The sequence below is a fragment of the Mesorhizobium sp. B2-7-1 genome (assembly GCF_006440735.1).
Lineage (GTDB): Bacteria > Pseudomonadota > Alphaproteobacteria > Rhizobiales > Rhizobiaceae > Mesorhizobium.
The window spans coordinates 13,896-39,620 of record NZ_VFUA01000032.1 but is presented as its reverse complement, the minus strand read 5'-3'; the positions used below and the strand labels follow the sequence as shown (position 1 = coordinate 39,620).

Sequence of the window (25,725 nt, the reverse complement as noted above, 5' to 3'; positions counted from 1 at the left end):
GCATATGTATCTTATGGGATACGATTTGGCAATATTGTTGTCGGCAAGGCAGGGCCGCCGATCACTCTAAAGCTGCCTACGCCGTATCGTTTCGGCGAGCTCCGCAAAGGCATCGACGATTCCCTCGCCGTTCTTGGCGCTCACGAACGTGACGCTCGATCGCGGCAACTGGCCGATCTCTTCGGCGCTGCCGGGGGCTTCGGCGAGATCGATCTTGTTCACGAGGGCCCTGTATGGCCTGCCTGGAAATCTCGCCTCGAAGCTGCGCACCAGCTCGACCATGCGCGTCACGGTTTGCGGGCGCGTCACGTCCGACACGACGATCGCGGCGGACGCGCCGGTGACGTAGACGGTGTCGAAGATACGGGTCCCGAAATCGCCGTCGGTATCCCACAGAACGAGGCGCGCCGCGTCGCCGCCGCGAACCGGATCGGCCGGAACATCGTAGCTGAGCACCTCGACACCGAGCGTGGATTTGTATTCGCCGTCGAAACGATCATGCACGAGGCGGTACATGATGGACGTCTTGCCCACACCCATATCGCCAAGCAGCATGACCTTTGCGCTGAGCATCATTGAGGGCGCTCGGCGCGGAACACATTTTCGAAGGTGACGCGGCGGTTTCCTTCGCTCGGCACGTCGGAAATCGGCATCGATGACGAGCGCGAAACCACGAACAGCCGCGACGGTTCGATGCCGAGCGAGGTCAATCCTCTCACCACCTGATCGGCCCTCTTGCGGGCGACCGCGCGGTTGGTCGATTCCGTTCCGGTATCGTCCGCGTGCCCGACGACACGGATCCTCAGGTCGTTGCCCGCAAGAAGGCCGGCCAGATCGCGGATCTGTTGCCCGGCCTCGTTGTCGTCGGCAAAGGCATCGGCGTCGCCAAAGAAGATCGCCGTCGCGGCCATGAAGCGTTCGAGCCGCTCGGCGGGGCCGTCGGCGATCGACCGCATGGCATCAAATTGCTGGTTCCTGGATTTTGTTTCCTCGGTGAGCGCCGCGCGTGTTTCGTCGATGCCCGCCCGCAGGCCGGCAAGGGATTGCAGCTCTTCCTGGTTCGGCCCGCGCGTCTCATCGATGCGGGCCTGCAAGCCTGCGAGAGACTGCCGCTGGCCGGCAACCGCTTCGCTGGTTTCGCCGGTGGACTTCCGCAGACCGGCAAGAGATTGCCGCAGCTCGGCGATCGCCTGGCGGTTTTCGTCGATGCCCGCCTGGAGGCCGGTCACCGATTGCCGCAGGGCGTCGATATCGGCGTTGAGCGCCGCCACCTGTTCCGTGCCCGGCACGACTCCGATCCGGCCGACGACCCGATAGGGCGCGGCGGCTTTGGCCAGGGCGTCGATCAGCGGAGCCGTCCGCACCTGGCCTGGCTCCATGCCGGAGACCGAGACGCTGCGGTTGCGGTGGTCAAAATCCAGATGCAGCGGAAATGTTTCCAGCAACGGTTCCTTGCCGGCCAGTTCCACGAGCGCGTCGTTCGTGCGCCGCTCCAGCATCGTGCGGGTCAAATAGACGCTCGCCAGCCATGCCAGCCCGGCGGCGACGAGAGCCGCGAGCACGAATAGGACGACCTTTCCGCCCCGGCGCGATTTGGGCTCCGCGGCCGGACCGGCTTCGATGGAGGCGGCCAGGGACCCCAGCATGGCGGCGTCGCAGTCGAGGCCGCGATCCATATTCTCGATCGTGTCGAAGAAAAGCGAATTGATCCTGGCGTCGTCGACGGGGCGAAGGGGACCGATGCACTCGGCAGCCAGGATGAACCGGGGCGAGGCGCGAAGCACGATCTCGCGTCCGCCGAAATCGAGCTGCTGCAGGTTGCCCTCTCCCGCGAGGGCCTGAACGGAAAACTCCAGGATCGCCGCGACCATCGCGCTCAACAGGTCGGCCCGCTCGTCGGAGGTCGCTTCGCGCTTCCAATCCGCGACGAGGCGTCCGTTGCCGCGCTCGATCATCAGCAGCCGGTCGACGCGCGGCGGACTGGCGTTAGCCAGAACGAACTCGCTGATCGGGCGGCCGGTCGCCAGCGACTTGATGCGCCCGATCCAAAGCTCCGTCGATGTCAGGGCATTGAGGCGCTGTTCCAGCCGCGCCACGAGTTCCTTGAAAGCGTTTGCCACGGCCGCGCTGACCAGCCTGCCCGTGATCGGGTAGAGCGCGTCGACCATGAGGTCGCGTGAGTTCCTGATCTCGCTGCGGATCGCGGAAACCACGGACGGCGCGATGACGTTCGCCAGTTCGCGCGGCCGAACGACTTCGGCGCGCTCCAACGCCGCGACGAGGATGTCGGCCGTTGCCGTTTCCAGACGGTCGGGGTTGCCTATGTATTGCTGAAGCAGGGCGACGTCCGCCCCCAGCGCCTCGAGACGCGCCGCCTCCGTTTGAAAGAGCAGTTTTCTAAGCTGCTCGATCTCGCGGTTCTGGCCGGCGGCGGACGTCATGCTACTTTCCCGCGCGGCCGGACCCTAGCCCGCTGATGGTTGCTCCAAGGTCCGAAATCGCGGCGCCGATGTCCCTTTGCGAGGCGAGCCGCTTCTGTTCGGTCTCCCGCTCGAGTTCCAGGACATGCGCCTGCAGGGTCGCGAGTTCCTTCGCGAAGTCCGCCTGGATCTGCTTGATGGTGGCCTGCATTTCCTCGCGCAGGCCGGCAAGGTTGGTCTCGAGCGATCGCTGCGCGCCTCCGAACAGGAGATTGCGAACCTGATCGATCGTCGCCTCGGGATGGATTGTCGCTTCCGATCCGTTCGCGGATGCGGCTCCATCCGTGGCTTTTGCGGCTTGCTCGGCGGCTTTCATTTTCATTCCCCGTGGTTTCCACGCTCACTGATACTGTGACGGCCGTTATATCAAATCCTAATTCGTGTGACAGGCAATCGACTTGTTGCAGTCGCGGGCTGTCACACGTCGGGCGTGGCATTTGCGCTGTCATGTCCATCGTCACCTATCGCAATGACTGCGCTGACGCCAGTCGTCCTTCGAGCCGCATCGGATCCGGGCCGAGCGGCCCCCCGCTATGCCGCGAAAGACGCGAAGCCGCCTTGCCAGGAGCGATGCCCGGTTTGAATGCGATCGGCCGCTGGCGAATATGACCTTCGTCATTTTCGGTCCTGACCTTCGTCAGGTGTCGCGACCCCACGAAACGGCCTAGACCACCACGTCTGAACGGCAGCGCGACGGCGTGCGCGATTTTCGACGGGAGGTTTCCGGATGGGATTTTTGGACAGTCTGCAAAGCGCGTTGCAGGGCGGGCAGCAGGGCGGAGGCTCGAACCTCCTGGCCGATGCGCTGACCAGCGTCGGCGGTTATCAGGGCGTGCTTGCCATGCTGCAGAAGTCGGGTCTCGGCGACCGCGTCGAATCCTGGCTGAGCACCAACGCCGCAAATCTTCCGATCGCGCCCGACGAGATCAAGGCGGCCCTTGGCGACCAGCGTCTTCAGCAACTGGCGAGCCAGTTCGGGATTCCGCTGGATCAGGTGGCCGGCGCCCTGGCGCAGCATCTTCCGGCCGCCGTCGACCAGGCCAGCCCGGACGGGGCGCTTGCGACGGGCCGCGGCTGACACCGACGAACAGCAAGACAATCCAGACATGGCTTTGCGGCAACCAGGCCGCGCGGCTCGACGGCAGCGTCGCCGTTCAGCCGAAAACGAGAGGACAAGCGTGTGAGCAAGCAAGACGAACTGATCAGCAAATATGCGGCGGACCTGAAGGTGAAGTGCGGCCTCACGGCGGACATGGATCTCCTGACCAAGGTGACGAAGGGCTGCGGCCCGGCGATCTACGACAAGGATGCATCCACCGTCTCGGCCTCAGACAAGGAGGAGCTGGAACGGGTCAAGAAGAACTTTCTCGTCAAAAGACTGGGGCTGGCCGAAGACGCCGGCCTGGACTCGGGGCTCGCCAGGGTCATCGACCAGTACGGCCGGACCAATCGCAACAAACATCGCGCGGTCTTCTACTACCTGCTCGTCAAGCATTTCAGGCGCGAGAGCGTCTTCGCCTGACGGCGCAAAACAGGCAAATGGGCTAGAGCAATTCCAGGAAAAGCGTGTGCGGTTAAGTTCGGCGTCTTCGCCGTAACCTTCCGTCTGGAATTGCGTCAAAACAAGGAGATAGGGCGGTTCGCCGTTTCCGTGAAACGGTGAAACGCCCTAACAGGAGATGGGGATGCTGAAAGAATTCCAGGAATTCATCTCCAAGGGCAATGTGATGGACTTGGCCGTCGGTGTCATCATCGGCGCCGCCTTCTCCAAGATCGTCGATTCCCTGGTCAACGACATCATCATGCCGATCGTCGGCGCGATCTTCGGCGGATTGGACTTCAACAATTACTTCTTCGGACTGTCCTCGAACGTCCACTCGGCCGCGCTGGCCGACGCCAAGAAAGAGGGCGCGGTTTTCGCCTATGGCAGCTTCATCACCGTCGTGCTGAACTTCCTGATCCTTGCTTTCATCATCTTCCTGATGGTCAAGGCGGTGAACAACCTGCGCAAGCGCCTGGAGCGCGAGAAGCCCGCCGCCGCGGCCCCGCCGGCGGCCGACGTGCAGCTTCTGACCGAAATCCGCGACCTGCTCGCGAGGAAATAACGGATTTGTTCGAGGCGGCCGGACCCTGGTCCGGCCGCCTCGATTGCGCTCCACCTGCATCGTTTCTCGATCCGCTAGCCAATCCAGGCCGATCAGCGGAAATTTCCAGCACAGCGTTCCGCTTTCAACAAGGTCGCCCGCGCGAACCATGGGCAAGGCTTCGGACATGACGATCGTTGCGGAATTGCTGACGAAGCTCGACGAGGCCATGCGGACCGTGAAGGGCCATTTGGCCGAAATGGACGCCGAGCAGCTCAACGCGCTCCTACGCCTGCTTGCGCCTCGACCATCGATCGGCAGCGCCGAGATGGTCCTGACCATGCTGGCGTTCCGTGAGATCGAAGCCCGCAATCGGGCAAAGAGCTAGCCGTCGGGAGCCGCAGCGACGCGTCGACCGGCGCCTCCCTCGACCTGCCACCAAGAGCGGGAACTCAGGCAACCAGACTTGCCGTGGCTTTTTCCCCTGAACCCCGAAGCCGCGGGCCTTTTTTTGAGCGTTCGATCGCCGCGCCGTTCCGGTGCGTGACGAAGTCCAGGGGCGCAGATGCGCGTTCATTGCGGAAGGTCGTTCAGCCTATCGTTTTTATGGCGAGCTCGGTCCGGTTCTTGGCCCCGCACTTCTCCAGGATCGTGCTGACGTAGTTCTTGATCGTGCCCTCGGCCAAGTGCAGTTGGGCGCCGATCTCGCCATTGCTCTTGCCTTCGACGATCAGTTTGAGGATTTCATTCTCACGCGCGGTGAGGTCGCCGCGGACCGGCGCGCTCGCCGGAGCGTGGCGCGGACGCAATCGCTTGAATTCTTCGAGAATTTTCGCGGCAACACCGGGTGAAAGCGCGGATTGGCCGTTCGCCACGGTTCGGATCGTCGCCGCGATCTCGTCAATCCTGGAGTCCTTCAACAGATATGCCTTGGCTCCGGCGCTGACGGCCTCGAAAATCAGGTCGTTGGTCTCGAACGTGGTCAGGACGACGATGCCGGTGCCCGGGAATTCGCGCAGGATACGCTGGGTTGCCGTGACGCCGTCGGCGCGCGGCATTTGCAGATCCATCAGAACGACGTCCGGGCGATACCGGCGCGCGAACTCGATCGCCTGCTCGCCATCGGCGGCGGCGCCGACGATTTCGAAATCGTCGTTCTGCTGGGCAAGGAGCGTGGCAAGGCCTTCCCGGATCAATGTCTGATCCTCGGCGATCAACACGCGTATCCTTTCGGGTCGCAGGCGCGGATCGGTCATCTTTCTACACTCCCGCGGCGCCGGACCGGGCGTTCGTCGCCGACATGGTCAGGGGAAGGGATGTCCGAACCAGCGTACCCGCCCCCGGCGTGCTTTCCACCGCGGATTGTCCTCCGGCGAGCTCGGCAAATTCGGCCATTCCAATCAGCCCGAAATGCCCCTGTTTGGGGACGGTCGCGTCAAAGCCGCGTCCGTCGTCGCGGACATCGACAATGAGTCTTGCACCAGTTTCGGTTCTCTCTACGACCGCGTCGAACCGGACCAGCCGCGCCTTCGCGTGCGCCTCGACGTTGCGCAACGCCTCGCCGACGATGCGCCGGATCGTCGTCGCGTGGTCGTGCAACCCGGCTCGGGCTCCGTCATCGATCCGCATGGAGACCTCGGTGCCGGTCCGCCGCGCAAAGTCCGACAGCATCTCTTCGACATCCGAACCCGGTTCGAGGTCGTCGGGCATCCTGAGCCGGGCGATGGCATCGCGTGACCGCGCCAGGCCGTTTATCGCGGCTTCCTCGGCAACCGCGAGCCCGTCCGAAACACGAGCGGGATCGGTCGCCAGGAAATGCCTGGTCAGCCGGATCTGCGTCAGCAATGCGATGATCGAATGCACGAGCGTGTCGTGGAGATCGCGCGCCAGGCGGAGCCGGGTGCGGGCCAGCGAGGCGAAGCGTACCTCGGAGTTGGCGGCTTCGAGCTGCTGCTCCATCAAGCGCCTGGCGCGCCGCTCGCTCTCGAACATGATCTCGGCCTGGCGCGCCGTGAAGTCGGGCATCGCGATCACGACGTAGTGCGATCGGTCGCCATTCCACAGGATGACCGCGGTGACGGGACGGTCCAGCCCCGGCAATTCGGCCCGCACGCCCGACAAGGCGATCAGATCGCGGCGTCCCTCGGACAAGGCCGCCATCTCGGCCTCCATGCCGACCAGCAGCGTGCACAGGCAGCAGTCCGCTCCAAGGGCGGGGAGCCACTCGACCAGACGCCCCACTTTCTGCTGAACCGTCCTGTCGGCCCGCAAAACTGCAAGCCCGATGACTTCCGCCTGCGCGGCCGGCAGTAGTTCCGTGCCGATATCGATCATTCGTTCCCACAAAAACAGCCACGGGGCGCGGCGGTCCACTTTGACGTAAGCCCGGACCGGTCGCAAACGAATATGACTTTCGTCATCATCGCCTCTGACTTTCGACAGATGTCCCGTCCCGGCCAAAGGAGATAGGCCGAAGGTTGCCATGAAGCTAAACGTCCAATTCATCAAGCACCCAGGCTCGAAGGAGCGCATGGTCGTGCTGCCGGAATCCCAGTACCGCGTGCTCAAGCGGACGGCGATGGCCGGCGTGGCCGACCTCGAAGAGCCTGCCCCCAACAGTCCGTTGCCCAAGCGTGTCCTCGACAGGATCGCCGCCGGCGAGAACCCGGTCCGCGCCGTCAGGATCCTGCGCGGCCTGAGCGGAAGGCAACTCGCCGCCCAAGCCGGAATAACCCCGAGCATGCTGTCGCAGATAGAGCGCTCCGGAAAGACGGCCTCCACCAAGACCCTCAAGGCAATCGCGCACATCCTGGAAGTACCCCTGGGCGCCATTTCGCCTCATCTATCCGCCGGAATCGGCGGTGTTCCGGCCGATACGGGCAGGGCCGTGGCTTGGATCCTGACCTAAGCGGTCGGGACGCCCGCAGAGGCGCTTGCGCGTGGACGAGTAAGATGAACGTGACAGACAGATGTTCCCCGCAGTCGCCGAGGAGGTTCTCCGGGCGGCTGGCCGCCCTGATCGGATGCGGCTGCTGCCTGATAGCCATCGCTATCGCTTCGGTGGCAAGCGTTACCTCGTCAGCCGCGCGGGATCCGGGTTCGCTTGCTGTCAATACCGCTGGCAAAGAGCAGCGCATCGCGCCCGGACCGGGGATCGGCTTCGCCTGCAAGGGGCAGAACTGGGGCCATGAATCGAGAGAATGCCTGGCCGCGATCATCAACCGAACCCAAAGCGGACGGCAGCGACCAATCCGCATCATCGCGGATGACGGCGGTGGCTCGCAAGCGCGGTGAAGGGCCGATGCTTCTGGCGCAACGTCCCGGATTGATTTAGCATCCCCTCATCGACGCTCTAGCCGCGATCCGACAGGATGCGGAATGCGGAGCGCAACGAGAACAGGGCGGCGGTCGCGTGCCTAGGGCTGATCCAAGCACGGCCAGGCACCTGGACCCGCCAGCCAGCAAGGCGCAAGCGCAGGCGGGAGGAGCCAATGCGGAAGCTGCAGTCGCAAGGCGTTCATCACATCACGCTGGTCGGCGCCGGGCGCCAGACCTCGATCGACTTCTGGGAGGGCGTGCTCGGCATGCCTTTCATCTTCGAGCAGCCCAATCTCGACAAGGCGAGCGAGAGCCATCTCTATTTCGATCCGGGCGACGGGCGCCTGATCACCGTCTTCACCGACGAGAGTCGGGGCCCGGTCAAGCGGCGGACGCCGACCGATGTCGGCTGCGTCCATCATATCGCCTTCTCGGTGTCGCGGGTCACCTTCCTGCAGGCGGTCGCGCGGCTCGACGAGCGCGGCATCAAGCACAGCGGCGTCAAGGATCGCGGCTTCATGGATTCGATCTATTTCGAGGATCCGCTCGGACTGTTGATCGAGCTTGCCTCCTACCGCTTCGAGCCGCCGGCCGGCTTCACCCATGCCGACGTGCTGATGGAGGCGCACAAGACCCGTGTGGCGCGCGGCGACTACAACATCGCCGAAGTCCATCTCGCGGACGCCATCCAGGCGCTGATCGAGCGGTCGCGTGAAACATTGTCCGAGAGCAGGGCGCCGAAAAATCCATATTAACCAGGTCAGAGGGAGGACCGACATGGCAAAGGCTGCAACCAAAAGTACGAAGAAACCGGCGGCGAAGGTGATGGCAAAAGCCGCGCCCAAGGCGACCGCGAAGGCCGCGCCTAAAGCAAGAGCGAAGCCGGCTAAGAAACCCGGCGTGAAGCTCAGCATGCTGAGGCCGAGCGTCAACAACATGACGGTGCGGGTGTTCGCGCGCGCGGCCGCGCTCGATACCGCGGAAACAGACGCTTGGGGCAGCACGCGCTCGCCGGAATTCCTGGCGCGCAATCCGGCGCATCTGACGCCGATGATCGAGGACAAGGGCCTGCCGCGCGGCGTGCTGTGGGAAAGCTGCGCGATCATGCAGTATCTCGCCAACAAGCACGGGCTGGAGAAGTTCTATCCGAAGGCGCCGGCAAAGCGGGCGATGATCGACAGCGCCATGTTCTACCTGGTCGGCACACTTTATCCTTATGTCGCGCGCGCAACGTATCCGGCGCTCGGCTTCCCGCAATATGCCGGAGAGGTCGGTCACAGCGACGCCCATCCCGACCGGAAGTCGGAAGCGCAGAAGGCGGCGATGGCCGCGATCGCCGAGCCGCTCGAAGTGTTTCACTCCTTCTTCCGCAACGGCAAACCGTTCATCGGCGGCAACAATCCGTCGATCGCCGATATTAGGCTGGCGGCAACGCTCGAATTCCTGGCGGTCATCGACTACGCGCTGCCCAAATGGGCGAAGGAGTACATGGCGGTGCTTGAGAAGAAGCTCGGCAAGGCCTATGCGGAGCCGGCCGGCGACGTGCGCGGCTACATCGCCCATGTGAAATCGCAGGCAAAGGCCTAGCAATCCGCCGGCGTTAAGGTTTCGTTTACCCAAGGCCTGTCTACTGGTCGCAGTCCTCGCCGCGACCACGGATGTACTGGCGCCATGACGAGGCAAGGGAAAGGTCGGCTCCGTGCCGGCCTTTTGCTTTTTCGCGGCCATCGCGCGGCAATCACGACAGTATGATTGCAGCGCCGGCGGGCAGGTTGAAATCCTGTTGTCATCCTCGTCATGGATCGTACGATACCGTCAGGCGGCTGAGCGACGGCAACGAGGGCCTGCGATGGACATGGCAAGACTTTTGATGATGGCGGGCGCGCTGTCGATTGTGTCCTTTCCTTCGGCCGCCGCGTCGCTCAACAGCATGAACGAGGTAGGGGCCGCCTTGCTCGCCTGCTGGACACCGCCGGCCAATTCCGACAATTCCTCGGCCACGCTCAGCTTCAGCTTCAAACGCGACGGAACGCTGATCGGGCCGCCGAGGACAACCGCCATTCATGTCGGCGGCGACGACAAGGCGCGCAAGGCCTATGTCGATGCGGCGACCAAGGCCCTAAACGACTGTCTGCCGCTCAGCCTTTCGCCATCGCTGGCGCAAGGCATAGCCGGCAATGTCTTCACGCTGCAATTCAACTCGCCGAAGAAGTAGAGGACGGCGAAGGCGCAGAGCCCAACCGTCTCACGCTTTTCCTGGAATTGCTTTCAGGTCAAACGGCGTGCGCGCCTGACCTCAGCGTGTTTTTCCAGCTCCGGCATCTCGAAGACATAATCGCTCCAGGCGGAGTCCGGGATCTGCCCGGCCAGGTAACAATCCAAGAGAAGGCTCTGTTCGGGGGTAAGGGGCCTCGGCGCCTGCTCATGATCCAGCCCAAGCGAATGGATCAGGTTCCTGGTCAGGCCAGAGACGGTGAAGTGAATGGACATCTTCGGTCTCCTCTGCGCTGCGCGGTCACATCAACGCCAACAACGTCCGTCAGCGGGCAAAGGTTTCATCAGCGATCCGTGATCGCGCCGCGGCGCGGCCTTGGCCGGCCTGAAAATGGTTTTTCGACTGCTGTCTCAATCTTGAGATGAAAGCGTAATATTTGCTTCACAATATTGAGCATAACACTTATGTCCTATAAGAAAGTTTCTGGCTAACCTTTCTATACATAAGTATCTTCTCAATTAGCCGGCATCGATTAAGTCGAACTCGTTTTTCGAACAGGGGTGGCACCCGATGGCGAGGTTGCGGTTTCTCAAGATACCATGCCTGGTGGTCATGGCGATCTTGGCGATAACGCAGGTTTCCTATGCCGATTCTTGCTCGGCGCTGAGAAGCCAGATGCTGTCCGGCGGCCGCGACGCGGCGAGCCCCGAGCTTGCGCAACTGAGGCGCCAGCTTGCCGCGATCCAGGGGCTGGAAAGGCAGCGCCGATGCACCGCCAGCAGCGCTGCCGGAGGCTTCTTCAATGCCTGCGCGGATCTCATCCGGAACCGGACCGACGTGCAGCGTCGGATCGCCAGCATCGGCAGTTCCGGCCGCGACTCCGCCGGATTGCAGGCGAGATACGTCGCGCTTGGCTGTCAGGCGGCTCCCAAGCGGCAGCAGGCGCAGCAGCAGGCGTCCAACACCGAGGCTTCCGCTCCGGCCTATAGCGGGAATGCGATGCTGTTTTGCGTTCGCCGCTCGGACGGCTATTTCTTCCCTGCGCCGAATTCGCAATTCGCGCGAGCCGGAGACCTCAACGATACGGTCGATCAATGCCGCTACATCTGCGACGATGCGGATGTCGATCTCTATACACTGAGCGATCCGAGCCTTGAGACCGACCAGATGGTCGCGGTCGAGACGCGCAAGCCCTACACCGAACTGCCAGCCGCCTTCCGCTATCGCGATGCCCCCGAGTTCAAGGCCTGCGACGTCAAGCGCTACTCCCAGCGTGTGGCTGAGCTCAGGGCGCGCACGGTGACGCCGAGAAACATGGAAAACGCCATCATTCCCTTGCCGACGACGAGACCGGATCTGGGGTCGGGTCCGGGGACGGTCTCGGACATTCCAGCAAACAGCGCCCAGGACGCGGGAGCGGATGCGACCAGCTCGATCGCGCAGTCCGAGTCGGTTGTGCCGGCCGACGCAAAGCCGGTGCGCGTGGTCGGGCCGGCCTTCTTCCCTGCGAATTGATCCGGTCGTCGTCCCCCGCCTTGCGGGTGTCCGGCAGCGCCGACCAGGCGACAATTACTCGCAGACGACCCGGTAGCGCCTGCCGTTTTCGCCGACATTCCTGCAGGCCAGCGGTCTCTGCTCGCCGGCAGACGCGTCGGGCAGGTCCTGGTTCAGGGATGGCGCCATCGAAACGCGCTTTGGGTAGCGCCGTACAGCTGGGCCCGGCGGCACGCTCGGCGGCAGAGGAAACACGTCCGACTCGACCTGTCGCGGCGCGGCCGTCCCCGGCGGCGTCTGGTCCCAGACACGCCTGACGTCCATACGGCTTGGAACGATCACCGTGCCGTCGTCGCTGCGCACGCAGCCGCCCGCTGCAAGCAGCGCCGGGCACAGGACGAAAGCCGCGATTCGACCAAACATTAGCAACACCTCAGGCACCTTATAATGCGTCATTGCCTCGGCCGCCAACGGGCGGATTACCGCAGCCGGCGCGAAGATCGCAATCTGCCTCAACGGCACCGGGCGGCTGGCGGTTGCAATCATTATGGTTAGCGGATCGTTAATGCTTGTCGGGCACATTCCGCCGACGAACCTGCACGGTTCGGCCTTGGGGGTAGGAATGGCGGATACGGACGGGACTGTCGGGGCGGACAGCGCGCGGAATCTCGACAAGGCGGATATGCGGGGCAACGGGGCCTTTCTCGAGGATGTCCACGATATGGCCGGCACTTCGGAGGCGCTTGCCAATCTCAGGCTGATGGTCGATTCGATGCCGATCGGCGTCATCGTTCTCGATGCCGAATTGCGGGCGGAGGTGGTCAACCGCGCATTCTACGATTTCTGGAAGATCGATCCGCAGCGCGCTCCGGCCGGCAGTCGCTTTCGCGACCTCATGGAAGCCAGCCGTGACGCCGATCCGTTCGGCGGCGAGGACCAGGCCTGGCAAGGCCATGTGGCCGAACGGGAGGCCGAAATCCGGGCTGGAACCGCAGGGTCCAGGCAGCTGCCGCGCAAGGACGGCCGCACGCTGATCGCCTCGCTGGCGCCTCTCCCCGGCGGCAAACGGCTGATCTCCTATGTCGACATCACCGACATGAAACAGCGCGAGACCGAGGCCGAGGACGCGCGCAGGAACCTTGCCACCGTGCTGGAATCCCTGCCGGCCGGCGTCATCATCTACGATCGCGACGACCGCTTCGTCTTCGCCAACCGCAAGCTGCAGGACACGCTGCCGGCGCTGAAGCCGGCCTGGCAACCGGGCCGCACATTCCGCGAGGCGTTGGCTCTCGGCCATTCGGTCGGCTATTTCCGCTCGAGCGGCGACACCGAAATCGACGGCCTGCATGGCGTCGATACCGAGCGCTGGCTTGACGCCATGCTCGAGCGGTACCGCTTGCCAAGCTCCGCCTACGAACGCCTCAATGCCGACGGGCGCTGGTACCAGGTCTATGACATGCGCACCGACGACGGGACGTTCATCGGCGTGCGCGTCGATATCACCGACATCAAGGTCCGCGAGAAGGCGTTGCGCGACTCCATGCGCCAGATCGACCTCTACCGGCACGTGATGGACGAGCTGCCCGTGGCCGCCTTCATCAAGGCCGACGATCTCAGCATAGAATTCGTCAACAAGGCCTGGTGCGCGCTGACCGGCCTCGCCAAGGACGAGGTGCTCGGCAAGACGGATCGCGCGCTTTTCGCGACGGAAGAGGCGGACGGCTTCAGCAATGACGACACCGACGTCGTGGCGACCGGCGCCGGGCGCGAGGTCGAGGAGGCCGTCACCCACCGCGACGGCACCGTGCGGCAGCTGATGACGCGCAAGAGCCGGCTGGTGGCGATCGACGGCTCGGTGCACCTGGTCGGCTCCAGCACCGATATCACCGACGTCAAGGCGCGCGAGCAGGCGCTCCGGCAGAGCATGAGCGAGAACGAGGTGTTCCGCAGCCTCATCGACAATGTGCCGGTGTCGATCTACGCCAAGCGCTCGGACCTCAGGCAATTCTACGTCAACAAGGGCTGGTGCGATCTCACCGGCTTCAGCAAGGAAGAAGCCGTCGGCAAGACCGATGTCGAGATTTTCGGCGAGGATGGCGAAGCCTTCGTCGCCAGCGACCTTGCCGTGCTGCGCACCGGCGAGACGCAGGAGATAGAAGAGACGGTGACGATGCCGGACGGCAGCGTCAGGCACCAGTTCGCGCGCAAGGGCGCGATGATCGCCTCGGATGGCTCGCTCTATCTCATCGGCTCCACCACCGACATCACCGAGCTCAAGCAGCGCGAGGCCGAGCTCAGCGAGGCGCGCCGGCGCGCCGTGCTCGCCGACCGGGCCAAGTCGGAATTCCTCGCCAATATGAGCCACGAGATCCGCACGCCGATGAACGGGGTCCTTGGAATGGCAGAGCTTTTGGCAAAGTCGGACCTCGATCCAAAGCAGAAGACGTTCACCGACATCATCGTCAAATCCGGCAACGCGCTGCTCACCATCATCAACGACATCCTCGACTTCTCCAAGATCGACGCCGGCCAGCTGGTGCTCGACCCGGCACCCTTCAATCTCGCCGAGGCGATCGAGGATGTGGCGACGCTGGTATCGACGCGCGCGAAGGAAAAGGACCTCGAGCTCATCGTGCGCGTCCAGCCGGGGCTCGACGGCCAGTTCGTCGGCGATGTCGGCCGCGTCAGGCAGATCGTCACCAACCTGCTCGGCAACGCCGTGAAATTCACCGACGAGGGCCATGTCCTGGTCGACGTGACGGGTGAGCGGGTTCCCGCGGGGACGAAGCTCACCATTTCCGTGACCGATACCGGCATCGGCATTCCGGAAGAGAAGCTGAAGCTGGTGTTCGAGAAATTCAGCCAGGTCGACACCTCCTCGACCAGGCGGCATGAGGGCACCGGGCTCGGTCTTGCCATCACTTCGCGGCTGGTCGAGATGATGGGCGGCGAGATCGGCGTCGACAGCGCCGAGGGCAAGGGTTCGACCTTCTGGTTCACGGTCACGCTGCCCAGGGCCGAGCAAGGCGGACAGCGCATCACGCCGGTCGACGTCACCGGCGCGCGCGTGCTCGTCGTCGACGACAATGCCGTCAACCGTTCGATCCTGAGCGAGCAGATGGCGTCGTGGACGTTCGATTCCTGCGCGGCCGAAAGCGGCGCCGAGGGACTGAAGGTGCTGATCGCCGCCGCCGCCTATGGCGTGCCGGTCGACTGCGTCGTGCTCGACTACCAGATGCCCGGCATGACCGGCGCCGAGATGGCGCGCATCGTGCGCAACACGGCGGGCCTGGCGCATACGCCCATCATCATGCTGACCTCGGTCGACCAGTCGCTTGCCAACACGACCTATCGCGATCTCGGCATCGATGCGCAGCTGATCAAGCCGGCGCGCTCCTCCGTCCTCCTGGAAACGCTGGTCGCGACCATCCAGCGCCATCGCCATAGCAGCGCCGCGGCGCAACCCGCCGTCGGCACCGGCAGCCCCCCGCAAGCCGGGCCGGCGCGGGCGGCGTCGGACCGCGCCATGCTGCAGCCGCCGCCGGCGCGGGCGCGTCCACGCCCCGCCGATGCGGAGCGCGGGCTCGACATCCTCGTTGCCGAAGACAACGAGGTGAACCAGCTGGTGTTCACCCAGATACTCGGCGAAACCGGCTACCGCTTCGAGATCGTCGGCAACGGCCGCAAGGCGCTCGACGCCTTCGGCAGGCTCAATCCGCGCATGATCCTGATGGATGTGTCGATGCCGGAAATGAACGGCCTGGAGGCGACGGGCGCCATCCGCCGGCTCGAGGAGGACATGGGCACGCATGTACCGATCGTCGGCGTCACCGCGCACGCGCTGAAGGGCGACCGCGAACGCTGCCTGGAAGCCGGCATGGACGATTATCTGCCGAAGCCGATCAGCCCGCGCGCGCTGCTCGAAAAGCTCGAGCGCTGGCTGGGAGCGGACGTGGAGACCCGGCGCAACGCCGGTTAGAGCAATTCCAGGAAACGTGTGAAACGGTCAGGCTCGGCGCCTTCGCCATAGCCGTTCGTGCGGAATTGCGCGAAACCAGGAGACAGGGCGGATTTAGCCGGCAGGCGGGCGCATGACGCTGACGCATGCGTATGGTGCGATCGCACCATACCAAAGCAAACGCCAAGCTCGGACAATCATGACATTGATTCCGCTCCTCGGTTACGGGCGGGAGCAGCGACCGCCAACAAGAAACAGCGTCGACTCTACCCCAACGGACCTGTTTTCGGCGATGGCCAGGCCATGATCTGCTCTGGCGTTCAGGCAACGCGCTCTCGTCCGGATTTTATTTCCCGGCGGCCGTGACCCGGCCGCCGGGATATTTTTTTGATTCAAAAGTCAGACAAGTTGCTGATTCCCACGGCAAACTCCGGCCGGTCCTTCGCGGCCGCCGCGGACCTCTCCAGGCATCCCCCTTCGGGCGTTACCGGGCTGACACGAAACTGTCATGCGACTGTAATAATCGAAGGCTATTGCGCTCACCGGGCGCCGATAGAACGGGTGCCGAAAGACCATCTTCCGAACAGGAGCAGGCCACATGAGACATTTCATCCGCTCGGCGGCCGTTGCGATTGCAATGGCTGCGGCATCAACCCTTAGCATCTCCGCCGCGATGGCAGCCGATATCTCCGGCGCCGGCGCCACCTTCCCCTATCCGATCTACGCGAAGTGGGCCGACGCCTACAAGAAGGAGACCGGCATCGGTCTCAACTACCAGTCGATCGGCTCCGGCGGCGGCATCAAGCAGATCAAGGCCAAGACCGTGACCTTCGGCGCTTCCGACGCGCCGCTGAAAGGTGAGGACCTCGACTCCACCGGGCTCGCGCAGTTCCCGATGGTGATGGGCGGCATCGTTCCGGTCGTCAACCTCGAAGGCATCAAGCCGGGCGAGCTGGTGCTCGACGGCCCGACGCTGGCCGACATCTTCGTCGGCAAGATCACCAACTGGAACGACGAAGCGATCAAGAAGCTCAACCCCGACGCCAAGCTGCCCGACCAGGCGATCGCCGTCGTGCACCGTTCGGACGGCTCGGGCACCACGTTCAACTTCAGCTACTACCTGGCCGACGTCAGCGCCGACTGGAAGTCGAAGGTCGGCGTCAACACCGCGCTCGAATGGCCGGTGGGCATCGGCGCCAAGGGCAATGAGGGCGTCGCCAACAACGTCTCGCAGACCGGCGGCGCGATCGGTTACGTCGAATACGCCTATGCCAAGCAGAACAAGCTCACCTATACCGACCTGATCAACAAGGACGGCAAGAAGGTCGAGCCGACCGCCGCCGCGTTCTCGGCCGCCGCGGCCAATGCCGACTGGAGCTCGCAGCCGGGCTACGGCGTCATCCTGGCCAACCAGACCGGCGCCGAATCCTGGCCGATGACCTCGGCCACCTGGATCCTCGTCTACAAGAAGCCCGATGACGCCGCGGCGACGACCGAAGCGCTCAAGTTCTTCGCCTGGTCCTATGCCAAGGGCGACGAGCTGGCCGCCGGCCTGGACTATGTTCCGATGCCCGACGCCGTCGTGAAGAGCGTCGAGGAGATGTGGGGCAAGGACATCGTCGACGCGAGCGGCAAGCCGCTCTACTCCGGCATGTAATTCCTAGCGAATAAGGAGGGCGTCTTTGGCGCCCTCCTGTCTCTTTCGAAATGCGAGGGGCTAAATGACAGCCGTTTCCGAAGCCGCGACATCGTCCGCCCTGCGGACCAGAGAAGCGACAGTACGCCGCTTCGCCTTCACCGACATGGCCTTCCGGACGGCCACGCGCCTTTCCGCCATCCTCGTGCTGGTACTGCTCGGCGGGGTCGCGATCTCGCTGATCGCCGGCTCGTGGGAGGCGATGTCGAAGTTCGGCTTCTCCTTCCTGACCACCGAATCCTGGAACCCGGTCACCGAGAATTTCGGCGCGCTCGCGCCCATCTACGGCACCATCGTCACCTCGGCCATCGCCATACTGATCGCCGTGCCGATCGGCATCGGCATCGCCGTTTTCCTGACCGAGCTTTGCCCGCGCCCGCTCAGGCGCCCGATCGGCATTGCGGTCGAGCTGCTCGCAGGCATTCCCTCGATCATCTACGGCATCTGGGGCCTGTTCGTCTTCGCGCCGTTCCTCCAGACGACGGTGCAGCCCTTCGTCATCTGGCTCTTCAAAGGCATCCCCGGCCTCAACAGCCTGTTTGCCGGTCCGCCCTACGGCATCGGCCTGCTGACCTCGTCGCTGATCCTCGCCATCATGGTGCTGCCCTTCATCACCTCGATCACCAAGGACGTGTTCGACACGGTGCCGGCGGTGCTGAAGGAATCGGCCTACGGCATCGGCTGCACGACCTGGGAAGTGACCCGGCGCGTGACAATCCCCTATACCCGCGTCGGCATCATGGGCGGCGTCATGCTCGGCCTCGGCCGCGCGCTCGGCGAGACGATGGCCGTCACCTTCGTCATCGGCAACGCACACCGCATCAGCGCCTCGCTGTTTGCGCCGGGCACGACGATCTCGGCGACCATCGCCAACGAATTCACCGAAGCCGACGGCGATCTCTACACATCCTCGCTGGTGTCGCTCGGCCTGATCCTGTTCATCATCACCTTCATCATCCTCGCGCTCGCACGCTACATGCTGTTGCGCATCGATAGCCGCACGGGAGCCTGACCGATGTCGACTGCCCAATCGCTTCACCAAGGCCGCAAACGCAAGAATGCCGTGATGATGGCGCTGTGCGTCGTCGCGGCGGGCATCGGCCTCGCCTGGCTGGCGCTGATCCTCGGCGCCCTGCTCTACAAGGGGCTCGCCGGGGTGAACCCGGCCGTGTTCACTGAAATGACGCCGCCGCCCGGCGATGCCGGCGGCCTGCTCAACGCCATCTACGGCAGCATCGTGATGACCGTCATCGGCATAATCGTCGGCACGCCGATCGGCGTGCTGGCCGGCACCTACATGGCCGAATACGGACGCTTCTCGAAGCTCACCACGGTGGTGCGCTTCATCAACGACATCCTGTTGTCGGCCCCCTCGATCATCATCGGCCTGTTCGTCTATGAGCTGATGGTGCGGCCGATGGGGCATTTCTCGGCGATTGCCGGCGCCGTCTCGCTGTCGATCCTGGTGATTCCCGTCGTGGTGCGCACCACCGAGGACATGCTGAACCTGGTGCCCAACGCGCTGCGCGAAGCAGGTACCGCCATCGGCGCGCCGCGCTGGGTGGTGATCCGCTCGGTCGCCTATCGCGCGGCAATGTCGGGCATCGTCACCGGCATCCTTTTGGCGATCGCCCGCATCTCCGGCGAGACGGCGCCGCTTCTCTTCACCGCGCTCAACAACCAGTTCTGGTCGAGCAATCTCAATGCCCCGATGGCCAGCCTGCCGGTGACCATCTTCCAGTTCGCTCTCAGCCCTTATGAGGAATGGCAGCAACTGGCCTGGACGGGCGCACTCATAATCACCCTGACGGTTCTCGGGCTGAGCATCATCGCCCGCAGCCTAACCGGACGCAGAGAGGACAGATGAAACCGATGTTGTCCACCGACCTGAACGCACCCGACGCGACCGTCGAGAAGGCCAAGATCGAGGTCAAGAACCTCAACTTCTACTATGGCCAGTCGAAGGCGCTGAAGGACATCAACCTGTCCCTGCCGGAGCGCAGCGTGACGGCCTTCATCGGCCCGTCGGGCTGCGGGAAGTCGACGCTGCTGCGGGTGCTCAACCGCATCTACGAGCTCTATCCGAAGCAGAGCGCCGAGGGCCAGGTGCTGCTCGACGGCAAGAACATCCTCGACCGCTCGCAGGACCTCAACCTGCTCAGGACCAAGATCGGCATGGTTTTCCAGAAGCCGACGCCGTTCCCGATGTCGATCTACGAAAACATCGCCTTCGGCGTCAGGCTCTATGAGAAGATCAGCAAGGCCGAGATGGACAGCCGCGTCGAGCAGGCGCTGAAGCGCGCCGCGCTCTGGAGCGAGGTCAAGGACAAGCTCAACGCCAGCGGGCTCAGCCTTTCCGGCGGCCAGCAGCAGCGCCTGTGCATCGCCCGCACCGTGGCGGTGAAGCCCGAGGTCATCCTGCTCGACGAGCCGGCTTCGGCGCTCGATCCTCTGTCGACGGCCAAGATCGAGGAGCTGATCGACGAATTGCAGGCCGACTACACGATCGTCATCGTCACCCACAACATGCAGCAGGCGGCGCGCGTGTCGCGGCAGACGGCGTTCATGTATCTCGGCGAGCTGGTGGAGTTCGACCGGACCGAGAAGATCTTCACCTCGCCCCGCGAGAAGCGCACGCAGGACTACATCACCGGCCGCTTCGGCTGAGTACATACGAGGACATCATCATGGCCGAACATACCGTCGCCTCCTTCGACGAGGATTTGAGGCAGATCAGCCGGCTCATCAACGACATGGGCGATCTCGCCGGCTCCATGGTCGGCGGCGCGACCAGGGCCTTGCTCGAAACCGACAATGCGCTGGCGCAGCGCGTCGTCTCCGACGACGCCATCATGGACGCGCGCCAGCGCGAGCTCGACGACCGCGCCATCACGCTGATCGCCAAGCGGCAGCCGATGGCCGACGATCTTCGTCACGTGGTCGGCTCGATCCGCATGGCGGGCGACCTCGAGCGCATCGGCGACCTCGCCAAGAACATCGCCAAGCGCGTCGGTTCGGTCGGCGTCAGCGCCGCGCCGCGCGACCTCACGCATTCGATCGATTCCATGGCGCAGATGGTGCTGATCCAGGTCCAGGCCGTGATCCAGGAATATACGGCGGGCGATGCCACGGCGCTGGCCAAGCTTCGCAACGACGACGAGCGCATCGACGTCAAATACACGTCCGTCTTCCGCGAGCTGTTGACCTACATGATGGAAGACCCGCGCAACATCACCGCTTGCACGCATCTTTTGTTCTGCGCCAAGAATCTCGAGCGCATCGGCGACCATGTGACCAACATCGCCGAGAACGCCTATTATGTGCTGACCGGCACGCAATTGCCCGCCAACCGTCCGAAGCAGGACGAGACGGCAATGGCGGCGCCAGCGGCCTGACGGAAAAGGTTACCCCGATGATCGCGCCACGCATCATGGTGGTGGAGGACGAGGAGCCGCTGGGGGTGCTGCTCCGCTACAACCTCGAATCCGAGGGTTACCAGGTTGAAGTGGTGACCCGCGGCGACGAGGCCGAAATCCGCCTGCAAGAAAACGTTCCCGACCTGCTCGTGCTCGACTGGATGGTGCCGGCGGTTTCCGGCATCGAGCTCTGCCGGCGTCTCAGGATGCGGCCCGAGACCGAGCGGCTGCCGATCATCATGCTGACGGCGCGCGGCGAGGAAAGCGACCGCGTGCGCGGCCTCTCGACCGGCGCCGACGACTATCTGGTCAAGCCGTTCTCGACGCCGGAGTTCATGGCGCGCGTCAAGGCGCTGCTGCGCCGCGCCAAGCCGGAGGTGCTGTCCAGCGTGCTCAAGGTCGGCGACATCGTGCTCGACCGCGAATCGCACCGCGTCTACCGCAAGAAGAGCGAGATCAGGCTCGGCCCGACCGAGTTCCGCCTGCTCGAATTCATGATGCGCCATCCCGGCCGCGTGTTCTCGCGCAGCCAGCTGCTCGACAATGTCTGGGGCGAGACGATCTATATCGACGAGCGCACCGTGGACGTGCATGTCGGGCGCCTGCGCAAGGCGGTCAACAATGGCCGCATGCCCGACGTCATTCGCACCATCCGTGGCGCGGGTTACGCGATCAGGGAAGATTAGTCTCGGGGCGCGCCGAAGTCCTGACAGCTAGGCACTTCCAACATCTACGCTGGTCAGTAGCCGAGACGCTTGTGCTTCGTCATCCACGGGCGGAGCAAGGAGCGCAGCGACGCGGCGCAGACCCGAGGATCCATGCCGTGACGTCGACGCGCCGCGGCGGTGCAGAATTCTGCTCCGCTGCGCATGGATTCCAGGGTCTTCGCGACGGAGCTTCGCTCCTGCTTCGCCCTGGAATGACGAAGCTGCGGGGGGCTTCGCACGGAAACCAACGATCAAGGTTGATCAGGCGACGTGCTTGCCCGCTCGCGCCTGGCCTCCCGGCGCGAAAATCTCCTGGTCGACGAAGGTCAGCGCGCGCATGGCGCAGCCTTCACGGATCAGCGGCAGTTCGTTCGGCTCGGTGTCGAAGGAGATCGATTTGGAGTGCTGGCCGCCGGCGGTCTGGGCGATCGCCTCCCTCAGTGCCGGCTCGATCAGGTCGAAGGCGGCCGCGCTGACGCCGACCATGGCGACGGGCGCCGGGTCGATCAAGGCAAACAGGCTGCCGAGACCGAAGCCAAGCGCTTCGCCGGCCCGGCGATAAGCCTCCCGTTCGGGGCCGTCCTCCTGACGGGCCTTTGCGGCAAGGGCGCGCATGTCGGCGTCGCCGACGTCGGTTGGCGCGGCATCCTCGCTTATTCCCATGGCGCTGCGCCAGATCGCATAATTGCCGGCATAGGCCTCGACGCAGCCGCGCCGGCCGCAGCGGCAAAGCGCGCCGCCCGGACGATGGATCATGTGGCCGAACTCGCCGCCCGAGGAATGCGTGCCGGTGAACAGCGCGCCTTTCAGCACCAGCCCCATGCCGATGCCATGCGAGAGCAGGATGGCGATGAAGTCGTCGCGATAGCGCTCGGGATCGCGCCATTGCAGCGCCACCGCCATCATGTTGCAGTCGTTCTCCGTTGTGGCCGGGATGCCGAATTCCTTTTCGAGGATATCGGCGAAGGGAATGTCGGTCAGCGGCGTGATCGGCGACCACAGCATGGCGCGTGAATGGGAATCGGTGATGCCTTGAATGCCCATGGCGATGCGGGCGACGCTGCCCAGGTCGAGGTCGGGATCCTGCAGCCGGCGCCGGACGATCGCAACGCATTCGCCGATCAGCTCGTCGCGGGGCATGACAAGCGTGTCCAGGCGCTGCTGTTCCTCGGCAATCACCTGGCCGGCGTAGTCGATGACGGCGACCGACAGGAAGTTCAGCGACAGCACCACGGTCAGCACCGCGGCGGCTTCGGGGTTCTGCGCCAGGCCGATCTGCGGCCGGCCGCGTTTCAACGCCGTCGGCTCGCTGGCCTTGCTTTCGGTGAGAATGCCCTCATGGATCAGATCGGCGGAAATCGCCGAAATGGTCGAGTGGCTGAGCCCGGTGGTGGCGGCAATCTCCGTCCGCGAGGGCTGGCCAGCGCGGCGCACGGCCGAAATCACCATGGCGCGGTTGCGCCGGCGCAAATCGTCGTGGCGGATCCCGACCGACATTGTCCTCGCACGTCCTCCCGGTCATCGCGGCCTTGTGATGATGATGCCATGGCCTACCGGTGACACGCCAGCGATACTGGCAGAAGCCAAGGTCCATGTCATTATTTATTGCGGATGTCGAAAAAAATGCTCGGACCCATCAAAACCCATCAGAATCGCAGTTGACAGCGTCGTTTTGCTGGATCACTATTTTTTTGAGGCTCGAAAAAAAGCCTCTGTGCCGGCCTTCGGGCCAGTCTGGGTCGCGCCACACGGGGCGCAGGGAGGATATCATGAAGAAATTCGCAGCCGCCATTCTGGCGGGCGTTGCCATGTCGCTGACGCTGGCCTCGGTCGCCGAGGCGAAGGACAAGGTGATCGGCGTTTCGTGGTCGAATTTCCAGGAAGAGCGCTGGAAGACCGACGAAGCGGCGATGAAGGCCGCCATCGAGGCCGCCGGCGACAAATATATCTCGGCCGACGCGCAGTCCAATCCGGGCAAGCAGCTGACCGACGTCGAAAGCCTGATCTCGCAGGGCGCCAATTCGCTGATCATCCTGGCGCAGGATGCCTCGGCGATCGGCCCGGCGGTGCAGAAGGCGCTCGACGAGGGCATCCCGGTCGTCGGCTACGACCGCCTGATCGAGAACAAGGACGTGTTCTATCTGACGTTCGACAACAAGGAAGTCGGCCGCATGCAGGCCCGCGAGGTGTTCAAGGCCAAGCCCGAGGGCAACTACGTCTTCATCAAGGGCTCGGGTTCGGATCCGAATGCCGACTTCCTGTTCTCGGGCTCCATGGAAGTGCTGAAGGAAGCCATCGACAGCGGCAAGATCAAGAATGTCGGCGAGGCCTATACCGACGGCTGGCTGCCCGCCAACGCGCAGAAGAACATGGAGCAGTTCCTGACCGCCAACGACAACAAGGTCGACGCGGTCGTGGCCGCCAATGACGGCACCGCCGGCGGCGTCGTCGCGGCGCTGACGGCGCAGGGTCTCGCCGGCACCGTTCCGGTCTCCGGCCAGGACGGCGACCACGCGGCGCTCAACCGCATCGCGCTCGGCACGCAGACCGTGTCGGTGTGGAAAGACGCGCGCGAGCTCGGCAAGAACGCCGCCGAGATCGCCTCGCAGCTCGCCGGTGGCAAGAAGATGGGCGATATCGCCGGCGCCAAGGACTTCACGACGCCTGGCGGCAACACCGTCAAGTCGCTGTTCCTGACCCCGATCGCGATCACCAAGGACAATCTCAACGTCGTCATCGACGCCGGCTGGATCAAGAAGGACGAAGTCTGCGCGGGCGTGCCCGCCGGCAGCGTCAAGGTCTGCAACTAAGCTTTGCCGACGATCGTTCAAAGCCCTTGCGCCGCGGCCTGAAGGCCGCGGCGTTTTCTCAAAAAGATTTGCGGTTCCGCCTCAGGCGGGTAGCTTCTAGGCTGAGTTCCGGCATCCGCGCCAGACGGCAGGCCGGCGGGAGGATATCATGACCGACACGACGTCTACGCAACCGGCGGACACCGCGCGCGCGTCGGAACTCGGCGCTGTCGCCCGGTTCCTGAAGGCGACCGAGCTCGACACCCGCATGCTCGGCATGATCGGCGCGCTGCTGCTGATCTGGATCGGGCTGCATGTGATTTCCAGCCTGCGGCTTGGCGTCAATCCGCTCGACTTCGACAGCCGCACCTTCCTCACGCCGCGCAACCTCTGGAACCTGTCGGTTCAGACGTCGGCCGTGGCCATCATGGCCTCCGGCATGGTGCTGGTCATCGTCATGCGCAACATCGACCTGTCGGTCGGATCGGCCGAGGGGGTGATCGGCATGGTCATGGGCTTTGCCCAGGTGCATTTCCTGGTTCGCTTCGTCGGGCTTGAACTGGGCAATCCCTGGATCTGGGTTCTGGCATTGCTGATCGGCCTGGCGCTCGGCCTCATCATCGGCGCCTTCCAGGGCTTCATCATCGCCTATCTCGAAGTGCCGGCCTTCATCGTCACGCTGGGCGGATTGCTGGTGTGGCGGGGCGCTGCGTGGTGGGTCACCAGCGGTCAGACGGTGGCGCCGCTCGACGCCACGTTCCAGCTGATGGGCGGCGGCCCGGCGGGCTCGATCGGCGCCAAATGGAGCTGGATGGTCGGCATCGTCGCCTGCCTGGCGGTTATCTTCATGCATTTCAACGGCCGTGTGCAGCGCAAGCGCTTCCGCTTCCCGCTGCGTCCGGTCTGGGCCGAGACGCTGCTCGCCACGGTCACCTGCGCGGTCATCCTGGGCGCGGTGTGGCTCGCCAATTCCTATCCGTGGCCGATCGGTATCGTGAACCGCTACGCCGCCGCCAACAACATCACCGTGCCCGAAGGCGGGCTGTTCATCGCGCATGGCATCGCCATACCTGTGCTGATGGCTGTCGCCGTCGGCCTGATCATGACCTTCGTCACCAAGCGCACGCGCTTCGGCCGCTATGTCTTTGCCATCGGCGGCAATCCGGAAGCGGCCAATCTTGCCGGCATCAACACGCGCTGGATCACCATGAAGGTGTTCATGATCATGGGCGTGCTGGCGACGATCGCGGCGGCGATCTCGTCGGCCAGGCAGAACTCCTCGACAAACGTGCTGGGGACGCTGGACGAACTTCTGGTCATCGCCGCGGCCGTCATCGGCGGCACCTCGCTCGCCGGCGGTTCCGGCACCGTGCTCGGCGCCATGCTCGGCGCGCTGCTGATGCAGTCGCTGCAGTCCGGCATGGTGCTGCTCGGCGTCGATTCGCCGCTGCAGAGCATCGTCGTCGGCGCCGTGCTGGTCGTCGCGGTGTGGCTCGACACCATCTATCGCAAGCGGGTCTGAGGAGAACGATCGTGGCAGAAAAATCCGCTCCCGCCGGCGTCCCGCT

27 protein-coding genes are annotated in these 25,725 nt (G+C 64.2%); 19 read left to right on the top strand and 8 right to left on the bottom strand.

The genetic code is table 11. The annotated features are described in order from the left end of the window. Positions 1–66: 66 nt before the first annotated feature. The 3 genes from FJ471_RS14705 to FJ471_RS14695 are packed head-to-tail and all read right to left on the bottom strand — an operon-like array spanning position 67 to position 2,802. Entirely contained in the window at positions 67–576 is a 510-nt protein-coding gene (locus tag FJ471_RS14705; RefSeq protein WP_246684727.1) for a GTP-binding protein, read from the bottom strand. After that, positions 573–2,441: an OmpA family protein gene (locus FJ471_RS14700; RefSeq protein ID WP_140804145.1), complete on the bottom strand. Its 1,869-nt coding sequence runs from the start codon at positions 2,439–2,441 to the stop codon at positions 573–575. The genes FJ471_RS14705 and FJ471_RS14700 overlap by 4 nt, the downstream gene beginning before the upstream one ends. Position 2,442: 1 nt before the next feature. Beyond that, positions 2,443–2,802 (bottom strand): hypothetical protein, encoded by a 360-nt coding sequence (locus tag FJ471_RS14695; protein ID WP_140804144.1) that lies wholly within the window; start codon positions 2,800–2,802, stop codon positions 2,443–2,445. 405 nt (positions 2,803–3,207) lie between these two features. Here FJ471_RS14695 and FJ471_RS14690 point away from each other — a divergent pair, with 405 nt between their 5' ends. From FJ471_RS14690 to FJ471_RS14675, 4 genes are all read left to right on the top strand, one after another. Then, on the top strand, positions 3,208–3,558 hold the full coding sequence (locus FJ471_RS14690; protein WP_140804142.1) for a YidB family protein: 351 nt from the start codon (positions 3,208–3,210) through the stop codon (positions 3,556–3,558). Between the two features lie 102 nt (positions 3,559–3,660). Then, on the top strand, positions 3,661–4,002 hold the full coding sequence (locus tag FJ471_RS14685; protein WP_140804140.1) for a DUF2853 family protein: 342 nt from the start codon (positions 3,661–3,663) through the stop codon (positions 4,000–4,002). A gap of 163 nt (positions 4,003–4,165) precedes the next feature. After that, on the top strand, positions 4,166–4,585 hold the full coding sequence (mscL, locus tag FJ471_RS14680) for a large conductance mechanosensitive channel protein MscL (RefSeq protein WP_140804138.1): 420 nt from the start codon (positions 4,166–4,168) through the stop codon (positions 4,583–4,585). Positions 4,586–4,751: 166 nt separating this feature from the next. Next, positions 4,752–4,952: a hypothetical protein gene (locus FJ471_RS14675; protein ID WP_140804136.1), complete on the top strand. Its 201-nt coding sequence runs from the start codon at positions 4,752–4,754 to the stop codon at positions 4,950–4,952. A 202-nt stretch (positions 4,953–5,154) separates the two neighbouring features. Here the strand turns inward: FJ471_RS14675 and FJ471_RS14670 are convergent, their stop codons facing one another. Together FJ471_RS14670 and FJ471_RS14665 are read right to left on the bottom strand one after the other, a co-directional pair. Then, a complete protein-coding gene (locus FJ471_RS14670; RefSeq protein WP_140804134.1) occupies positions 5,155–5,820 on the bottom strand; it encodes a response regulator transcription factor in 666 nt (221 codons plus the stop codon). A gap of 4 nt (positions 5,821–5,824) precedes the next feature. Then, positions 5,825–7,048, bottom strand: coding sequence for a histidine kinase (locus FJ471_RS14665; RefSeq protein ID WP_181179402.1), 1,224 nt, complete (start codon positions 7,046–7,048; stop codon positions 5,825–5,827). Between FJ471_RS14665 and FJ471_RS34790 the strand changes: the two genes are divergently transcribed. The 5 genes from FJ471_RS34790 to FJ471_RS14645 all read left to right on the top strand — a co-directional run bounded on the left by FJ471_RS34790 (position 7,047) and on the right by FJ471_RS14645 (position 10,097). Next, positions 7,047–7,472: a helix-turn-helix transcriptional regulator gene (locus tag FJ471_RS34790; RefSeq protein WP_181179400.1), complete on the top strand. Its 426-nt coding sequence runs from the start codon at positions 7,047–7,049 to the stop codon at positions 7,470–7,472. The two genes, FJ471_RS14665 and FJ471_RS34790, sit on opposite strands and share 2 nt — an antisense overlap. 44 nt (positions 7,473–7,516) lie before the next feature. Continuing rightward, on the top strand, positions 7,517–7,858 hold the full coding sequence (locus FJ471_RS14660; RefSeq protein WP_140804130.1) for a hypothetical protein: 342 nt from the start codon (positions 7,517–7,519) through the stop codon (positions 7,856–7,858). A gap of 197 nt (positions 7,859–8,055) precedes the next feature. Beyond that, positions 8,056–8,637 carry a VOC family protein gene (locus tag FJ471_RS14655; protein WP_140804128.1) on the top strand — a complete coding sequence of 194 codons (582 nt, stop codon included), beginning with the start codon at positions 8,056–8,058 and terminating at the stop codon, positions 8,635–8,637. A 22-nt stretch (positions 8,638–8,659) separates the two neighbouring features. Continuing rightward, positions 8,660–9,469 (top strand): glutathione S-transferase family protein, encoded by an 810-nt coding sequence (locus FJ471_RS14650; RefSeq protein WP_140804126.1) that lies wholly within the window; start codon positions 8,660–8,662, stop codon positions 9,467–9,469. Between the two features lie 268 nt (positions 9,470–9,737). Continuing rightward, positions 9,738–10,097 (top strand): hypothetical protein, encoded by a 360-nt coding sequence (locus FJ471_RS14645; protein ID WP_140804176.1) that lies wholly within the window; start codon positions 9,738–9,740, stop codon positions 10,095–10,097. Positions 10,098–10,150: 53 nt separating this feature from the next. Here FJ471_RS14645 and FJ471_RS14640 read toward each other — a convergent pair whose 3' ends face one another. Beyond that, entirely contained in the window at positions 10,151–10,372 is a 222-nt protein-coding gene (locus tag FJ471_RS14640; RefSeq protein WP_140804124.1) for a hypothetical protein, read from the bottom strand. A 295-nt stretch (positions 10,373–10,667) separates the two neighbouring features. On the opposite strand from FJ471_RS14640, the gene FJ471_RS14635 reads away from it, so the two are divergent. After that, complete coding sequence (locus tag FJ471_RS14635; protein WP_140804122.1) at positions 10,668–11,612, top strand: DUF2865 domain-containing protein; 945 nt, start codon at positions 10,668–10,670, stop codon at positions 11,610–11,612. Positions 11,613–11,666: 54 nt separating this feature from the next. Here FJ471_RS14635 and FJ471_RS14630 read toward each other — a convergent pair whose 3' ends face one another. Then, the gene (locus FJ471_RS14630) at positions 11,667–12,014 is read right to left on the bottom strand and encodes a hypothetical protein (RefSeq protein ID WP_224670428.1); all 348 of its coding nucleotides are present in this window, start codon (positions 12,012–12,014) and stop codon (positions 11,667–11,669) included. A gap of 199 nt (positions 12,015–12,213) precedes the next feature. On the opposite strand from FJ471_RS14630, the gene FJ471_RS14625 reads away from it, so the two are divergent. The 7 genes from FJ471_RS14625 (at position 12,214) to phoB (ending at position 21,347) form a co-directional block, all read left to right on the top strand. Beyond that, complete coding sequence (locus tag FJ471_RS14625; protein ID WP_246684726.1) at positions 12,214–15,570, top strand: response regulator; 3,357 nt, start codon at positions 12,214–12,216, stop codon at positions 15,568–15,570. Positions 15,571–16,147: 577 nt separating this feature from the next. Beyond that, positions 16,148–17,206, top strand: a complete 1,059-nt coding sequence (pstS, locus tag FJ471_RS14620; RefSeq protein WP_140804120.1) for a phosphate ABC transporter substrate-binding protein PstS — start codon at positions 16,148–16,150, stop codon at positions 17,204–17,206. A 64-nt stretch (positions 17,207–17,270) separates the two neighbouring features. After that, positions 17,271–18,257: a phosphate ABC transporter permease subunit PstC gene (gene pstC, locus FJ471_RS14615; protein WP_140804118.1), complete on the top strand. Its 987-nt coding sequence runs from the start codon at positions 17,271–17,273 to the stop codon at positions 18,255–18,257. A gap of 3 nt (positions 18,258–18,260) precedes the next feature. Then, on the top strand, positions 18,261–19,112 hold the full coding sequence (gene pstA, locus FJ471_RS14610; RefSeq protein WP_140804116.1) for a phosphate ABC transporter permease PstA: 852 nt from the start codon (positions 18,261–18,263) through the stop codon (positions 19,110–19,112). Further along, positions 19,109–19,912: a phosphate ABC transporter ATP-binding protein PstB gene (pstB, locus tag FJ471_RS14605; RefSeq protein WP_140804114.1), complete on the top strand. Its 804-nt coding sequence runs from the start codon at positions 19,109–19,111 to the stop codon at positions 19,910–19,912. Before pstA ends, pstB begins: the two co-directional genes overlap by 4 nt. A gap of 20 nt (positions 19,913–19,932) precedes the next feature. Then, on the top strand, positions 19,933–20,640 hold the full coding sequence (gene phoU, locus FJ471_RS14600; protein WP_140804112.1) for a phosphate signaling complex protein PhoU: 708 nt from the start codon (positions 19,933–19,935) through the stop codon (positions 20,638–20,640). Between the two features lie 17 nt (positions 20,641–20,657). Next, on the top strand, positions 20,658–21,347 hold the full coding sequence (gene phoB / locus FJ471_RS14595; RefSeq protein ID WP_010911896.1) for a phosphate regulon transcriptional regulator PhoB: 690 nt from the start codon (positions 20,658–20,660) through the stop codon (positions 21,345–21,347). A 282-nt stretch (positions 21,348–21,629) separates the two neighbouring features. Here phoB and FJ471_RS14590 read toward each other — a convergent pair whose 3' ends face one another. Continuing rightward, positions 21,630–22,865, bottom strand: coding sequence for an ROK family protein (locus FJ471_RS14590; RefSeq protein WP_140804110.1), 1,236 nt, complete (start codon positions 22,863–22,865; stop codon positions 21,630–21,632). A gap of 272 nt (positions 22,866–23,137) precedes the next feature. Between FJ471_RS14590 and xylF the strand changes: the two genes are divergently transcribed. Continuing rightward, positions 23,138–24,178, top strand: a complete 1,041-nt coding sequence (gene xylF / locus FJ471_RS14585) for a D-xylose ABC transporter substrate-binding protein (RefSeq protein ID WP_140804108.1) — start codon at positions 23,138–23,140, stop codon at positions 24,176–24,178. Positions 24,179–24,326: 148 nt separating this feature from the next. Next, the gene (locus tag FJ471_RS14580) at positions 24,327–25,679 is read left to right on the top strand and encodes a sugar ABC transporter permease (RefSeq protein WP_140804106.1); all 1,353 of its coding nucleotides are present in this window, start codon (positions 24,327–24,329) and stop codon (positions 25,677–25,679) included. Positions 25,680–25,725: the final 46 nt, after the last annotated feature.

Coding starts and splice junctions, on each gene's coding strand:
- FJ471_RS14645 (WP_140804176.1), top strand. CDS start 9,738: ATGGCAAGACTTTTGATGATGGCGGGCGCGCTGTCGATTGTGTCCTTT.
- FJ471_RS14705 (WP_246684727.1), bottom strand. CDS start 576: ATGATGCTCAGCGCAAAGGTCATGCTGCTTGGCGATATGGGTGTGGGC.
- pstS (WP_140804120.1), top strand. CDS start 16,148: ATGAGACATTTCATCCGCTCGGCGGCCGTTGCGATTGCAATGGCTGCG.
- FJ471_RS14665 (WP_181179402.1), bottom strand. CDS start 7,048: ATGGCAACCTTCGGCCTATCTCCTTTGGCCGGGACGGGACATCTGTCG.
- FJ471_RS14675 (WP_140804136.1), top strand. CDS start 4,752: ATGACGATCGTTGCGGAATTGCTGACGAAGCTCGACGAGGCCATGCGG.
- FJ471_RS34790 (WP_181179400.1), top strand. CDS start 7,047: ATGAAGCTAAACGTCCAATTCATCAAGCACCCAGGCTCGAAGGAGCGC.
- FJ471_RS14635 (WP_140804122.1), top strand. CDS start 10,668: ATGGCGAGGTTGCGGTTTCTCAAGATACCATGCCTGGTGGTCATGGCG.
- FJ471_RS14640 (WP_140804124.1), bottom strand. CDS start 10,372: ATGTCCATTCACTTCACCGTCTCTGGCCTGACCAGGAACCTGATCCAT.
- FJ471_RS14670 (WP_140804134.1), bottom strand. CDS start 5,820: ATGACCGATCCGCGCCTGCGACCCGAAAGGATACGCGTGTTGATCGCC.
- mscL (WP_140804138.1), top strand. CDS start 4,166: ATGCTGAAAGAATTCCAGGAATTCATCTCCAAGGGCAATGTGATGGAC.
- FJ471_RS14625 (WP_246684726.1), top strand. CDS start 12,214: ATGGCGGATACGGACGGGACTGTCGGGGCGGACAGCGCGCGGAATCTC.
- pstC (WP_140804118.1), top strand. CDS start 17,271: ATGACAGCCGTTTCCGAAGCCGCGACATCGTCCGCCCTGCGGACCAGA.
- pstB (WP_140804114.1), top strand. CDS start 19,109: ATGAAACCGATGTTGTCCACCGACCTGAACGCACCCGACGCGACCGTC.
- FJ471_RS14695 (WP_140804144.1), bottom strand. CDS start 2,802: ATGAAAATGAAAGCCGCCGAGCAAGCCGCAAAAGCCACGGATGGAGCC.
- pstA (WP_140804116.1), top strand. CDS start 18,261: ATGTCGACTGCCCAATCGCTTCACCAAGGCCGCAAACGCAAGAATGCC.
- FJ471_RS14655 (WP_140804128.1), top strand. CDS start 8,056: ATGCGGAAGCTGCAGTCGCAAGGCGTTCATCACATCACGCTGGTCGGC.
- FJ471_RS14700 (WP_140804145.1), bottom strand. CDS start 2,441: ATGACGTCCGCCGCCGGCCAGAACCGCGAGATCGAGCAGCTTAGAAAA.
- FJ471_RS14690 (WP_140804142.1), top strand. CDS start 3,208: ATGGGATTTTTGGACAGTCTGCAAAGCGCGTTGCAGGGCGGGCAGCAG.
- FJ471_RS14590 (WP_140804110.1), bottom strand. CDS start 22,865: ATGTCGGTCGGGATCCGCCACGACGATTTGCGCCGGCGCAACCGCGCC.
- phoU (WP_140804112.1), top strand. CDS start 19,933: ATGGCCGAACATACCGTCGCCTCCTTCGACGAGGATTTGAGGCAGATC.
- FJ471_RS14660 (WP_140804130.1), top strand. CDS start 7,517: ATGAACGTGACAGACAGATGTTCCCCGCAGTCGCCGAGGAGGTTCTCC.
- FJ471_RS14580 (WP_140804106.1), top strand. CDS start 24,327: ATGACCGACACGACGTCTACGCAACCGGCGGACACCGCGCGCGCGTCG.
- FJ471_RS14630 (WP_224670428.1), bottom strand. CDS start 12,014: ATGTTTGGTCGAATCGCGGCTTTCGTCCTGTGCCCGGCGCTGCTTGCA.
- xylF (WP_140804108.1), top strand. CDS start 23,138: ATGAAGAAATTCGCAGCCGCCATTCTGGCGGGCGTTGCCATGTCGCTG.
- phoB (WP_010911896.1), top strand. CDS start 20,658: ATGATCGCGCCACGCATCATGGTGGTGGAGGACGAGGAGCCGCTGGGG.
- FJ471_RS14650 (WP_140804126.1), top strand. CDS start 8,660: ATGGCAAAGGCTGCAACCAAAAGTACGAAGAAACCGGCGGCGAAGGTG.